The 12,872-nt window shown below is 62.5% G+C and carries 14 protein-coding genes; all 14 read left to right on the top strand.

What is annotated here, in order from left to right; genetic code table 11:
- Positions 1-6 precede the first annotated feature (6 nt).
- The 14 genes from HMP06_RS05595 to rpmE all read left to right on the top strand — a co-directional run bounded on the left by HMP06_RS05595 (position 7) and on the right by rpmE (position 12,840).
- The gene (locus HMP06_RS05595) at positions 7-828 is read left to right on the top strand and encodes a CDP-alcohol phosphatidyltransferase family protein (protein ID WP_176496210.1); all 822 of its coding nucleotides are present in this window, start codon (positions 7-9) and stop codon (positions 826-828) included.
- Between the two features lie 2 nt (positions 829-830).
- Positions 831-1,004, top strand: a complete 174-nt coding sequence (locus HMP06_RS05590; protein WP_176496209.1) for a hypothetical protein — start codon at positions 831-833, stop codon at positions 1,002-1,004.
- 247 nt (positions 1,005-1,251) lie between these two features.
- Positions 1,252-2,097 carry a 30S ribosomal protein S2 gene (gene rpsB / locus HMP06_RS05585; protein ID WP_176496208.1) on the top strand — a complete coding sequence of 282 codons (846 nt, stop codon included), beginning with the start codon at positions 1,252-1,254 and terminating at the stop codon, positions 2,095-2,097.
- A gap of 85 nt (positions 2,098-2,182) precedes the next feature.
- On the top strand, positions 2,183-3,118 hold the full coding sequence (gene tsf / locus HMP06_RS05580) for a translation elongation factor Ts (protein ID WP_176496207.1): 936 nt from the start codon (positions 2,183-2,185) through the stop codon (positions 3,116-3,118).
- A gap of 218 nt (positions 3,119-3,336) precedes the next feature.
- Positions 3,337-4,011, top strand: coding sequence for a UMP kinase (gene pyrH / locus HMP06_RS05575; RefSeq protein ID WP_443026510.1), 675 nt, complete (start codon positions 3,337-3,339; stop codon positions 4,009-4,011).
- Between the two features lie 2 nt (positions 4,012-4,013).
- Entirely contained in the window at positions 4,014-4,571 is a 558-nt protein-coding gene (gene frr, locus HMP06_RS05570) for a ribosome recycling factor (RefSeq protein ID WP_176496205.1), read from the top strand.
- An 83-nt stretch (positions 4,572-4,654) separates the two neighbouring features.
- On the top strand, positions 4,655-5,323 hold the full coding sequence (gene uppS / locus HMP06_RS05565) for a polyprenyl diphosphate synthase (protein WP_232089948.1): 669 nt from the start codon (positions 4,655-4,657) through the stop codon (positions 5,321-5,323).
- 23 nt (positions 5,324-5,346) lie between these two features.
- Complete coding sequence (locus HMP06_RS05560; RefSeq protein ID WP_176496204.1) at positions 5,347-6,120, top strand: phosphatidate cytidylyltransferase; 774 nt, start codon at positions 5,347-5,349, stop codon at positions 6,118-6,120.
- Between the two features lie 11 nt (positions 6,121-6,131).
- On the top strand, positions 6,132-7,313 hold the full coding sequence (locus HMP06_RS05555) for a 1-deoxy-D-xylulose-5-phosphate reductoisomerase (protein ID WP_176496203.1): 1,182 nt from the start codon (positions 6,132-6,134) through the stop codon (positions 7,311-7,313).
- Entirely contained in the window at positions 7,310-8,443 is a 1,134-nt protein-coding gene (gene rseP, locus HMP06_RS05550; RefSeq protein ID WP_176496202.1) for an RIP metalloprotease RseP, read from the top strand. Before HMP06_RS05555 ends, rseP begins: the two co-directional genes overlap by 4 nt.
- A 67-nt stretch (positions 8,444-8,510) precedes the next feature.
- The gene (gene bamA / locus HMP06_RS05545; protein ID WP_443026498.1) at positions 8,511-11,285 is read left to right on the top strand and encodes an outer membrane protein assembly factor BamA; all 2,775 of its coding nucleotides are present in this window, start codon (positions 8,511-8,513) and stop codon (positions 11,283-11,285) included.
- On the top strand, positions 11,285-12,025 hold the full coding sequence (locus HMP06_RS05540) for an OmpH family outer membrane protein (RefSeq protein WP_176496201.1): 741 nt from the start codon (positions 11,285-11,287) through the stop codon (positions 12,023-12,025). Before bamA ends, HMP06_RS05540 begins: the two co-directional genes overlap by 1 nt.
- A 10-nt stretch (positions 12,026-12,035) precedes the next feature.
- Complete coding sequence (fabZ, locus tag HMP06_RS05535) at positions 12,036-12,515, top strand: 3-hydroxyacyl-ACP dehydratase FabZ (RefSeq protein WP_176496200.1); 480 nt, start codon at positions 12,036-12,038, stop codon at positions 12,513-12,515.
- A gap of 91 nt (positions 12,516-12,606) precedes the next feature.
- Positions 12,607-12,840: a 50S ribosomal protein L31 gene (gene rpmE, locus HMP06_RS05530; protein WP_010186706.1), complete on the top strand. Its 234-nt coding sequence runs from the start codon at positions 12,607-12,609 to the stop codon at positions 12,838-12,840.
- Positions 12,841-12,872 lie beyond the last annotated feature (32 nt).

The raw sequence follows: 12,872 nt of genomic DNA, 5'->3' as shown, positions 1-12,872 counted from the left end.
CGCATTGTGCCTGTAAATCACCGGTTGCGCCGCCCGACGGCGCGCGGGCTTCCGCTGCGCGCGGTTGCGCCGAATGCGGTAACCGCGCTTGCGCTGTGCTCGGGCCTTACCGGCATCCGCTTTGCGATCGCCGGCCAGTGGGAAACCGCCGTCGTCATGGTAATGATCGCCAGCGTGCTCGACGGGATCGATGGCCGCATCGCCCGGATGGTGCGCGGCGAGAGTCGTTTTGGTGCCGAACTCGATTCGCTGTCTGATGCGATTTCGTTCGGCGTGTCGCCAGCGTTGATCCTGTATCTCTGGTCGCTGCAGGATTTGCCGCGCGTCGGTTGGTTGATCGCACTGGTCTTCGCCGTGTTTTGTGCGCTGCGTCTGGCGCGGTTCAACGCGGCGATCGACGTTGCGGAGCAGCCGCATAAATCTGCCGGATTTCTGACAGGGTCACCTTCACCGGTCGGGGCGGGGCTTGCGATGCTACCGATGTATCTGTGGTTCTGGACCGGCCTGGACATCTGGCGATCGCCGCTGATTGTGGGGCCTTGGGTCGCACTTATGGCGATCCTGATGGTTTCCAGTGTCGCGACCTACAGTTGGTCGTCGCTCAAACTCCGCCATAATATCCGCTTTGAAGCGATTGCGGTCGTAGTGCTGCTAGGCGCGGCGCTGATCTCGGCGCCCTGGCACTCACTTACCTTCTTATGCGCCGCCTATCTTGCAACGCTGCCGTTCAGCATCTCGGCCTATGCCCGCGTCAAGCGGCTGCGCGCCACTGTGGGCGAGCCACTTGTGTCACCGTCCGTGCCCGTGCGCGAAGCCGACCCTCGCTGACGATGACCGACGGGACAGCGGGCGTCACCGGATCGACAGAATTGCGGAGAAGCGCCACGATGCGCGGCATGGCAGGCACCAACGTCAACCAGAATACCGAAATGCTCGCGGCGAGTGCGCTTGCGAAAACCAGAAAACCGACAACAGCCATCTTCCAACTCCATCCTTCACGGTGACGAGTCACGTTTCCGCAACCGGCTAGAACGAAAACGGTTCCATGTTCCGCCCGTGAACATGATATGTTCTATTTACGTTCCGACTGTCAAGGGCTGTTACGGAGTTGCGTTCGCTCGATACTTCCGCTATCGAGCGCGCCTTCACACCGCATGGGAAGCACACATCGCCGGTGTCCGACGCTGGGGTTTTACCCCCGCATTGAGGATTACTCGCTTCCCAGAGGATCAACCGGAAAGGAAATATCTTATGGCGGCACCAGTCGTCTCCATGCAAGCATTGCTCGAAACGGGCGCGCACTTCGGCCACCAGACGCATCGCTGGAACCCGAAGATGAAGCCTTACATCTTTGGCGACCGTAACGGCGTCCACATCCTCGATCTGTCGCAGACCGTGCCTTTGTTCGCACGTGCGCTCGAATTCGTCGCAGCCTCGACCGCGTCGGGCGGCAAGGTTTTGTTCGTCGGTACCAAGCGCCAGGCGCAGGAGCCCGTTGCTGACGCAGCGCGGCGTTCGGGCCAGCATTTTGTCAACCATCGCTGGTTGGGCGGCATGCTCACCAACTGGAAGACGATTTCGGGTTCGATCAAGCGCCTTAAGACGCTTGAAGAGCAGCTTTCGGGCGACACGCACGGCCTGACCAAGAAGGAAGTGCTCCAGCTCACCCGCGAGAAGGACAAGCTTGAGCTTTCGCTCGGTGGCATCCGCGACATGGGCGGCATTCCGGACGTGATGTTCGTGATTGACGCGAACAAGGAAGAGCTCGCGATCAAGGAAGCCAACACGCTGGGTATCCCGGTCGTGGCGATCCTCGATTCGAACGTTTCGCCCGACGGCATCGCTTTCCCGGTTCCGGCGAATGACGACGCGAGCCGCGCGATCCGCCTGTATTGCGAAGCGATCGCGATCGCCGCGACCCGCGGCGGCAACGAGCAGCTTGCCCGCAAGCAGGACATTGGTTCGATGGAAGCGCCGCCAGCCGAGGAAGCGCTGACGGTCGCGCCGGAAGCGCCAGCCGCTGAAATCACGCCAGCAACCGATGCCGCCCTGCAGGCCGAAATGGTTGCAGAGGCCGAGCGCCAGATCGACGCATAAGCGTCGCCGAACTGACATGTGGGCGGGGTAGGGCTGAGGCCCCGCTCCGCCTATATGCGTTTTTTCCAGATAGAAGGATTTTGACATGGCCGAGATCACGGCAGCAGCAGTGAAGGACCTGCGCGAGAAGAGCGGCGCGGGCATGATGGATTGCAAGAAGGCGCTGACCGAAGCCGCCGGCGATATGACGGCAGCGATGGATTGGCTCCGCGCCAAGGGCCTTGCCGCCGCCGCCAAGAAGTCCAGCCGCACCGCGGCCGAGGGGCTTATCGGCGTCGAAGTGTCGGGCACCAAGGGCGCTGCGGTCGAGGTCAATTCCGAGACCGATTTCGTCGCGAAGAACGAGCAGTTCCAGACCTTTGTCCGCGACGTGACCTCGGTCGCGCTCGAGCTGGGCGATGACATGGACACGATCAAGGCGGCGCATCTCGGCGCAAAGACCGTCGAGGAAATCCTTACCAACAACATCGCGACGATCGGCGAGAACCAGAATTTGCGTCGCGCCAAGCGGCTCGAAGTGACGCAGGGTGCGGTCATTCCGTACATCCACAACGCGGCGGCCCCTGGGCTCGGCAAGATCGGCGTGCTGGTCGCGCTTGAGAGCGATGCCGATCATGACGTGCTGCTGCCGCTCGGCAAGCAGATCGCCATGCACATCGCGGCGGCCTTCCCGCTGGCGCTCAACGAAGACGGCCTCGACCCCGAGATTGTCGCGCGCGAGCGTGCGATCGCGACCGAAAAGGCGTCGGAGAGCGGCAAGCCCGCTGACATCGTCGCCAAGATGGTCGACGGTGCGATTGCGAAATATTGCAAGGAAAATGCGCTCGTTAGCCAGTTGCTGGTGATGGACGGCAAGACCAAGATTTCGGACGTCGTCGCCAATGCCGCCAAGGCCGCCGGCAAATCGATCGAGCTCAAGGACTATGTTCGTTTCCAGCTTGGCGAAGGCATCGAGAAGGAAACGAGCGACTTCGCCGCCGAAGTTGCAGCAGCCTCGGGCGTGCCACAGCCGGTCGCCTGATCGTCCCTCTCGTAATGAACAAGGGCCGTGCCGTGAGGTGCGGCCCTTGTCGCATCAAGAAGGTATCGCATCGGCGCACCGTGATCTGCACGGTTTCCACGCTTCCAATCCGCGAACGCGCCCGATAAGGTCCCCGCCGCCCACCTTCAGCAATTTGGATCCCTGTGACCGACCCCCGCTACAAACGTATCCTACTGAAATTATCGGGCGAAGTCCTGATGGGCAGCTCTGGCCTGTCGATCGACCCCGATGTTATCGCCCGCGTCGCCGCCGAAATCGCTGACGTGAAGGCGCAAGGGTATGAATTGTGCGTCGTCGTGGGTGGCGGCAACATTTTCCGCGGCATTTCCGGCGCGGCGCGCGGGATGGACCGCGCGACCGGCGATTATATGGGCATGCTCGCCACCGTGATGAACGCGCTCGCGGTGCAGAACGCGCTCGAACAGATCGGCGTCGAGACCCGCGTGCAATCCGCCATCCCGATGGCCTCGGTCTGCGAGCCCTTCATCCGCCGCCGTGCCGAACGGCATTTGGAAAAAGGGCGTATCGTGATCTTTGCCGCAGGCGTCGGAAGCCCGTTTTTCACGACCGACAGCGGTGCCGCTTTGCGGGCCGCGGAAATGAAGTGCGACGCGTTGTTCAAGGGCACTTCGGTCGATGGTGTCTATGATGCCGATCCGAAGCTAATCCCCACGGCAAAGCGTTTTGACACCGTCAGTTACGGCACTGTCCTCGCGCAGGACCTCAAGGTGATGGATGCAAGTGCGATCGCCTTGTGCCGCGACAACAATATCCCAATCGTCGTGTTCAACATCCGCGAATCCGGCAATCTTGCCGCGGTTTTGCGGGGTGAGGGCGTTTCGACGACCGTCCAGCACAGCACAGGAGACTGAACATGGCCGCTTACGAAAAGGCCGATCTCGAACGCCGTATGGCAGGCAGTGTGGAGGCGCTGAAGGGCGATCTCCAGGGCTTGCGCACCGGTCGCGCCTCGATCTCGTTGCTCGATCCGGTGACGGTCGAGGTGTACGGCGCGCAAATGCCGCTCAACCAGGTCGCGACCGTATCGGCGCCCGAGCCGCGCATGCTGTCGGTGCAGGTGTGGGACAAGAGCAATGTCGGCCCGTGCGACAAGGCTATCCGTTCGGCTGGGCTTGGCCTCAACCCGATCGTCGACGGTACGACGCTGCGTCTGCCGATCCCCGATCTGACCGAGGAGCGCCGCAAGGAACTGGCCAAGCTCGCCGGCAAATATGCCGAGGAAGCCCGCATCGCGGCACGCAACGTGCGCCGCGACGGGATGGATTCGCTCAAGATCGACGAGAAAAAGGGCCTGTTCGGCGAGGATGAGCGCAAGAAGCTCGAAACCGAAGTCCAGAAGCTGACCGACAAGACGATCGGCGAGATCGATGCCGCTGCGAGCGCCAAGGAAAAGGAAATCCTCGGCAAGTGAGGCCGTTTGCCGCCCCGGTCGCCGATCCGGTGATTGCGACAGCGTGCGGGGCCCAACCGCTCCCGCGCCATGTCGCGATCATCATGGATGGTAATGGACGCTGGGCGAAAAAGCGCCATTTGCCGCGCCTTGCTGGTCACCGCCAGGGAATAGAAGCCGTCCGGCGCGTCGCGCGAGCAGCCCGCGCGCTCGGGATCGAGGCGCTGACGCTCTATGCTTTTTCGAGCGAGAATTGGCGGCGACCCGAGGAAGAGGTGAGCGACCTGATGGGGTTGCTGCGGCTGTTCATCCGGAGTGATCTCGACGAATTGGTGCGCGACAACGTTCAGTTGCGCATCATTGGGGACTACCGCCGTTTCAGCCCCGATCTGGTCGAGTTGATCGATAATGCGGTCGCGCGTACTGCCGTGAATGACGGGCCTATCCTGGTGATTGCGCTCAACTATGGTGCGCAGGCAGAGATTGCGGCGGTGGCGCGACGGATGGCCGAACGCGCGCGCGACGGGGTGCTCGATCCGGCGACGATCGACGCGGCCTTGTTTGAGAGTGAGCTGGAAACGCGCGATTTGCCCCCGCTGGATTTGCTCATCCGCACCTCGGGTGAGGTTCGGCTATCCAATTTCCTGTTGTGGCAGGCAGCCTATGCCGAATTGCTGTTCGTCGATACGCTGTGGCCTGAATTCGACAGCGATACGCTGGCGCAAGCGATCGCGGCCTTTGGGCAACGACAACGGCGGTTCGGCGGTCTGTGATCTCGCCATTGCCGCCAAAAGGTATGTCCAATCTGATGCTGCGTGTGCTGGTCGGGATCGCGTTGATCGCGGTTGCGCTGGCGGCGGTGTGGTTCGGCGGTATTCCGTTCTGGATGTTGTGCGTGGTGCTCGGAATCGTGATGATGGGCGAGTGGGCCGACCTGCACGCGACCCCGGCGTCCACGAAGCGACTGTCGCAATATGCGCTGTCGGTCCCGCTGGCGGCAATGATGCCGATGCTGGGCGTAGGTCCGGGCTTCTTCGCGCTCGGCTTGTTGGCGGGCGCTGCCTTCTTCGTCGTCATCACGACCCGGCTGAGCGGCCTTGCGCGCGGGATTTTCTATGTCGGGCTGCCGATCATGGCGTTGCTGCTGCTCCGGCGGCAGGAAGAGGGGATCGTCTTCACGATCTGGGCGCTCGCCTTGGTATGGGCGTGCGATATCGGGGCCTATGCCGCCGGGCGTCTGATCGGCGGGCCAAAGCTTGCGCCGTCGGTCAGCCCGAACAAGACCTGGGCAGGCCTGGCAGGCGGCGTGTTGCTGGCCAGCCTGTTCGCCGCGTTCATGCACTATCGCTTCGGCCTGGCTTTGCGCCTGACGCTGGCGACTCCAGCGCTCGCGGTGCTGGCGCAAGGCGGCGATTTGTACGAAAGCTGGCTGAAGCGGCAAGCCGGGGTCAAGGACAGCGGGACAGTGTTGCCGGGGCATGGCGGTGTGCTCGACCGGCTCGACGGGCTGGTGCCGGTCGCACCAGTCGCGGCTTTGCTGGTGCTGTTGCCAAAATTCTATTGGTGGTGAAGACAGTTCCGATGAAGTCGATTACAATTTTGGGGGCGACGGGTTCGATCGGCACATCGACGCTCGACCTGGTCGAGCGCGAGCCGGACCGGTTTGAGGTTCTCGCGCTGACGGCAAACTGCGATGTCGCGCGCCTCGCCGCGGCGGCGATCCGGACCCGCGCAAAGCTGGCGGTGGTAGCCGACGAAAGCTGTCTGGCCGCGCTGCAAGCGGCGCTTGCCGGCACCGCCACCCGGTGCGCTGGCGGGCGCGCGGCCGTGATCGAGGCCGCGAGCCTCAATGCGGACATCACGATGGCGGCGATTGTCGGATGCACCGGGTTGGAACCGACGATGGCGGCGATTGCGGGTGGCAAAACCGTCATCATCGCAAACAAGGAACCGCTGGTTTCGGCCGGAGAAGTCGTACTGGCGGCGGCGCGGGCGTCGGGCGCGACGCTGCTGCCGGCCGATTCGGAGCATAATGCGATTTTCCAATGCTTCGACGCGAGCCGGCCGGAACGTGTGCGCCGCATCATCCTCACGTGCAGCGGCGGGCCGTTCCGCACGTTCTCGACCGAGGAAATGCGCGGGATGAAGGCCGATCGCGCGGTCGCGCACCCGAACTGGTCGATGGGCGCGAAGATTTCGGTCGATTCGGCAACGTTGTTCAACAAGGGGCTCGAACTGATCGAGGCGGCGCGGCTGTTTCCGGTCGCGCATGACGCAATCGAAATCGTCATCCACCCGCAATCGGTCATCCATTCGCTGGTCGAATATGTCGATGGGTCGACGCTCGCGCAATTGGGGCCGCCCGACATGCGCGTGCCGATCGCCTCGTGTCTCGCCTGGCCCGACCGGATGGCGACGCCGATGGCCCCGCTCGATCTGGTCGCGGTCGGTCGGCTCGACTTCGAGGCACCCGATCCGGTGCGCTTCCCCGCGATCCGGTTGACGCGCGATGCCCTCAATGCAGGGGGCGCGCGACCGGCAATTCTGAACGCTGCGAATGAGATCGCCGTCGCAGCTTTTCTCGCAGGTCAGATCGGCTTCCTCGAAATTGCCGCAATCGTCGAAGATACGCTGTCGGCATACGATCCGGCCGCGCCGGGGACATTGGGCGATGTCCTTGCGGTCGATACCGAAGCGCGGGAGCATGCGCAGCGGCAGATCGCGGTTCGCAACGGGGCGTTTTTGAAGGATACCGTCGCTTGAGCCAATCCCCCGGCCTATTTCTGACGATCCTGGCGTTCGCGCTGGTGATCGGGCCGCTCATCTTCTTGCATGAGATGGGTCATTATCTTGCCGGCCGCTGGTTCGGCGTGAAGATCGATGCGTTTTCGATCGGCTTCGGCCCGGAAGTGTTCGGCTGGACCGACAAAAGCGGCACACGGTGGAAATTCAGCGCCTTGCCGCTCGGCGGCTATGTGAAATTCGCTGGTGACCTGAACCCCGCAAGCGTGCCCGATCCGGCGTGGCTGGAATTGCCGCCCGAGGAGCGCGCGCGCAGCCTGCAGGGGCGCCCGGTGTGGCAGCGCGCGATCGTTGTCGCGGCGGGACCGGTGATGAACTTTATGATCGCGATCGTCGTACTGGGCGGAATGGCGATGGCGTACGGCGTGGACGCCACGCCCGCCACGATCGGCGGTGTTCAGCCGGGCAGCGCCGCGGCAGTGGCGGGGCTTCAGCCCGGTGATCGGATAACGTCCCTTGGCGGTCGCGATGTCGCGACCTTTTCCGATCTCGCGAGCTTCACCCTCATGCGCCCGAACGAGCGGGTCGCGGTATCGCTGCTGCGGAACGGACAGCCGGTGCAGATCGATGTGACGATCGGTGCGCTGACGCAGAAGGACCGCTTCGGCAACGAATCCAAAATCGGTCGCCTTGGGATCTCCCCGGGCGCGCCCGCGCTGCGCAAAGTCGGCCTGATCGAGGCACCGGCGGCCGGCGTGCGGGCGACGGTTGAGGCGTTGCAAGGTACGGTCGACGGGCTCGGCCAGATTATTTCTGGCCGGCGGTCGGTCGAGGAACTGGGCGGGCCGCTACGGATCGCCAAGATGTCGGGCGAAACGCTGAGTTTGGGCACGCCCTACCTCATTTGGTTCATCGCGATGATTTCGATTAATCTGGGATTCATCAACCTGTTGCCAGTCCCACTGCTGGATGGCGGTCACCTCTTTTTCTATGCGATCGAGGCGATCCGGCGCAGGCCCGTACCGCCGCATGTCCAGGAATGGGCGTTCCGCGGCGGTTTGGCGGCGATCTTAGCGCTGATGGTGACGGTGACGTTCAACGATCTCGGCGCGTTTGGCCTATGGACGACCCTGCGCGGGTTGATCGGTTGACGCAGGTAAGGCAGGGCGGGCCAATAGTTTTCGGCCACGCGGAATTTTCTCCGACTTGGGGTGGGATGTGACAGCGATCAAGGTTTCGAATTTCGGAGCGCGGGCCACCGCCGCGCTGCTTACCGGCTCGATGCTGGCAGGCCTGCCCGTGGCTGCGTTCGCGCAGACCACCGGTCAACCGACCGCTCCCGCCGCGCAGGCGCCGGCCCCCGCTCCGGCTCCGGTCGCTGCCCCCGTTACCCGCACGATCAAGACACTGCGCGTCGAGGGATCGCAGCGGCTCGAACCCGAGACGGTGCTGTCCTATACCAAGCTGCGCAGCGGTCAGGCCTATACCAACGAGACGCTCGATCAGGCGCTCAAGGATCTGATCGCAAGCGATCTCTTCGCAGACGTAACGATCAGCGGCGTCGAAAGCGGCGACATCATCCTGCGTGTGCGCGAGAATCCGGTCATCAACCGCGTGATCTTCGAGGGCAACAAGCGCCTGAAGGAAGATAAGATCAAGAAGGAGGTGAAACTCGCCCCCCGCCAGATCTTCACACGTACCGCCGTCCGCCAGGATGTTGCGCGGATCGTCGAGCTCTATCGCCGTCAGGGCCGCTTTGCCGCTGTGGTCGAACCGAAGATGGTCAACCTCGACCAGAATCGCGTCGACGTCATTTTCGAAGTTTCGGAGGGACCGAAGTCCAAGGTCCGCCAGATCAACATTCTCGGCAACACGGTCTATTCCGACAACAAGCTGCGCGAGCAGATGGCGACCAAGCAAGCGCGCCTGACCACCTTGCTCAGCTCGAACACCAGCTACGATCAGGACCGTCTGGCGTACGACCAGCAGAAGTTGCGGCAATTCTATCTGACCGAGGGATATGCCGATTTCCGTGTGACCTCGGCGGTCGCGGAGCTGACACCCGACAAAAAGGACTTCATCATCACCTATGTGGTGGAAGAAGGGGATCGCTACAAATTTGGTGACGTGACCGTCGACAGCGACATTCGCGATTTCGACAATAAGCGGCTCGCGGCCAACCTGGGTATCAAGAAGGGCGATTGGTACGATGCTAAGAGGGTCGAGACCTCGATCGATTCGCTGAGCGAAGCTGCCGGCCTGTTTGGCTATGCGTTTACGGACGTTAACCCGGACTATGCGCGTGACAAAGAAACGCTGACGATGGGACTCAACTTCCACATCGCCGAAGCGAAGCGGTCGTACATCGAGCGGATCGACGTCAACGGCAACACCCAGACGCAGGACAAGGTGATCCGCCGCGAAATCCGCCTGGCAGAAGGCGATGCGTTCAACAGCTTCCAGGTCAAGCGCTCGCAGGACCGCATTAACTCGCTGGGCTTCTTCCAGGACAAGTTCGAGATCAAGCAGACGCAAGGGTCGGCGCCAGATCGCGTCGTGTTGACCGCCGACGTTGAGGAAAAATCGACCGGTGAGCTATCGCTATCGGCAGGCTTTTCGAGCCTCGAGCGATTCATCATCCAGGCTTCGATCCGGCAGCGCAACTTCCGCGGCAAGGGCCAGGAATTGCGTGCGAGCGTGAATTATTCGACATATTCCAAGTCGGTCGAACTGGGCTTCACCGAACCTTATCTCTTCGACAAGAACATCGCGATCGGCGGTGACATTTTCCGGCGTGATTACAACGCGTTCAACTTTGTCGGTAATCAGCGCCAAACGACGTATAGCCAGGTATCGACCGGGTTCCAGATTCGCTCGGGCGTGCCGCTGACCGAATATGTCCAATTGGCCGCGCGGTATGGCCTGTCTTACGATCAGGTTGGCCTCGACCAGAACTCCTATTTCTCGCCGGATCCGGTCAGCGGCGTGCTCTCGTGCGACCCAATCAAGGCCGGGCGCTATTTGTGCGACGCAATCGGCAACCGCGTGACGTCATCGGTTGGTTACTCGCTTATCTATGACAGCCTTAACAGCCGTCTTCGTCCGACGGCTGGACAGCGCGCGATCGTCAGCCAGGATTTCGCCGGTCTTGGCGGCGACGTGAAATATATCCGCACCAAGTTCGAAGGGTCGAAATTCGTCAATATCGGGAGCGGCTTCATTGCGTCGCTGAACGTTGAAGGTGGCTATATCCGCTCGCTGGAGAAGAGCCGCGGCGTCGGGGTCGACAAGGTTCGTATTACCGACCGTTTCTACCTCGGCGAGCCAGATTTCCGCGGGTTCGACATCCGCGGCGTCGGCCCGCGCGTCCAGCGCATCAATTATACGACCGACGCGGCCGGGAACCAGACGCTGCTCACGGACCGAAACCAGTTCGTTGACGACGCGTTGGGCGGGCGGGCCTATTATCTCAGCAAACTCGAGCTGGAAATTCCGCTGCCATCGGGCGCGCGCGAATTGGGCTTGCGGCCATCGATCTATGTTCAGGCGGGTGCGCTGTTCGGCATCACTCGTCCGCTGCCCACGATCGGAATCTGTTCGGGTACCACCACCGCCAACTGCTTCCCGACCATTAACGGCGTCGTCCAGCCGCTGGTGACCCCGGTCCTCGCAAGCAACGGCCAGCCCTTCTACACCGTGCCTAACATCGACGCGACCAACCCGGGTCAGATAACAACCTGCCCGGTCGGCTACGCCTCCACGGTCGGTGGGTCTTGCGTCGGCACTTCGGTCAACACAGTCTATACAAATTCGACCGCGCCGTTCCTCGAGCGCTTTGCCGGTGATTCGCCGCGGCCGCGCATTTCGGTCGGTGGCGGCGTCAACTGGAACTCGCCATTCGGGCCGTTGCGCATCGATCTTGCCTATGCCTTGCTCAAGGACAAAGGCGACGACACCAAACTTCTCACTTTCAACGTAGGGACACAGTTCTAATGAAGACGTATCAGACATTCCTGCTCGGCTGTGCAGTGATTGCGCCCGCTTTTCTGATCGCGGGCACGGCCCAGGCACAGGTCGGCGGCGTGGCGATTTCCGATCCGGAAACCGTGATCCTGACCGCAAAGGCGCTTGATGCCGCCAATCAGACGATCGGCACGACCTACAAGACGCAGTTGGACCAGGCCAACGCTCGCCAGACCGCTTTGCAGGCCGAGCTTGCAACGATCGGCGCGCCGCTCGACCTGAACAAGGACAAGCGTCTGTCGGATGATGAGATCGCTGCGGCGCAGCGTTCTAACAGTCCGATCCTCGCCAAGCTCGAAGCCGCGCAGAAGGCTGGACAGGCCGACGCGACACGCCTGAGCGGGCCGGCAACGCTCGCGCAGGCCTACGCGATCGAGCAGATTTCGCAGCGCTATTCGGCTGCGGTGAAGACCGTCGTCGATGCCAAGAAGATCAGCCTGTTGCTGTCGGCCGGCACGGTTCAATTTAACGCGCCTGCGGTCGATGTGACCAACGACATCCGAGCGGCGCTGGATGCCGCGGCGCCGACCGTGCCGGTCACCCCGCCAGCCGGCTATCAGCCGAGCCAGCAGACGCTGCAGTTGCAGCAGCAATTCCAGCAGCTCGTCTATCTGGCGGCTGTGCGTCGTGCGCAGGCACAGGCTGCTGGCGGCGCGCCGGCTGCACCGGGCGCTAAGCCTGCGCCTGCCAAGCCACCCGTTGGCCGCTGAGCCGTCGCTGGTGAGCGAGACTGAGGACCGTGGCGCGCTTGGCCCGCTCGATATCGGGCGGGTCATGGCGGCGCTGCCGCATCGCTATCCGATGCTGTTGGTCGACCGGGTCGAGGAACTTATCCTCGACCGGTCGATCACTGCGATCAAGGCGGTGACGATCAACGAGCAGTTTTTCCAAGGGCATTTCCCGGGGCGTCCGATCATGCCCGGCGTGCTGATCGTCGAGGCGATGGCGCAGGCGGCGGGAATCCTGGCGGTCGAATCGCTCGGGCTCGCGGGTTCCGGCAAGCTCGTCTACTTCATGGCGATCGACGGGGCGAAGTTCCGCAAGCCGGTCGAGCCTGGCGTGCTGCTGAAGCTTGAGGTCGAATTCGTGCAGAAGCGTTCTAGCGTCTGCAAATTTGCTGGGCGCGCCACGATCGACGATCAACTCGCCGCCGAGGCGAACTTTACCGCGATGATCGCCGATCCGCCCAAGGCGGGTTGAGACGGACAAGAGTTGCGTGATGCGCGGCCCTCTGATAAGGGCCGCGCCTTCGCTGCTGGTCGGTAACCAGCGGCTTTTCGGAGAATTAGACGTGAAAAAAGGCATTCACCCCGATTATCACACCATCACGGTGCAGATGACCGACGGCACGCAGTTCCAGACCCGCACCACGTGGGGCAAGGAAGGCGATCTCATGACGCTCGACATCGATCCGCTGGCGCATCCGGCTTGGACCGGCGGGCGTGGCACGATGCTCGATGCTGGCGGTCAGGTCGCACGCTTCAACAAGCGTTTCGGCGCAATGTCGTCGATCGGCAAGAAGTAAGCATCTCGCGCGTCGTTAACGGCGCGTTAGCG

It is taken from the genome of Sphingomonas sp. HMP6, assembly GCF_013374095.1.
In the GTDB taxonomy this organism is placed as follows: Bacteria; Pseudomonadota; Alphaproteobacteria; order Sphingomonadales; family Sphingomonadaceae; genus Sphingomonas.
The sequence above is the reverse complement of the archived record's forward strand: the minus strand, read 5'-3'. Positions and strand labels throughout refer to the sequence as shown.

What these genes read in the sequence shown, in the direction of transcription:
- rpsB (WP_176496208.1), top strand. Translation starts at nt 1,252, where the DNA reads ATGGCGGCACCAGTCGTCTCCATGCAAGCATTGCTCGAAACGGGCGCG.
- uppS (WP_232089948.1), top strand. Translation starts at nt 4,655, where the DNA reads ATGGATGGTAATGGACGCTGGGCGAAAAAGCGCCATTTGCCGCGCCTT.
- HMP06_RS05590 (WP_176496209.1), top strand. Translation starts at nt 831, where the DNA reads ATGACCGACGGGACAGCGGGCGTCACCGGATCGACAGAATTGCGGAGA.
- pyrH (WP_443026510.1), top strand. Translation starts at nt 3,337, where the DNA reads ATGGGCAGCTCTGGCCTGTCGATCGACCCCGATGTTATCGCCCGCGTC.
- frr (WP_176496205.1), top strand. Translation starts at nt 4,014, where the DNA reads ATGGCCGCTTACGAAAAGGCCGATCTCGAACGCCGTATGGCAGGCAGT.
- HMP06_RS05540 (WP_176496201.1), top strand. Translation starts at nt 11,285, where the DNA reads ATGAAGACGTATCAGACATTCCTGCTCGGCTGTGCAGTGATTGCGCCC.
- HMP06_RS05560 (WP_176496204.1), top strand. Translation starts at nt 5,347, where the DNA reads ATGTCCAATCTGATGCTGCGTGTGCTGGTCGGGATCGCGTTGATCGCG.
- HMP06_RS05555 (WP_176496203.1), top strand. Translation starts at nt 6,132, where the DNA reads ATGAAGTCGATTACAATTTTGGGGGCGACGGGTTCGATCGGCACATCG.
- tsf (WP_176496207.1), top strand. Translation starts at nt 2,183, where the DNA reads ATGGCCGAGATCACGGCAGCAGCAGTGAAGGACCTGCGCGAGAAGAGC.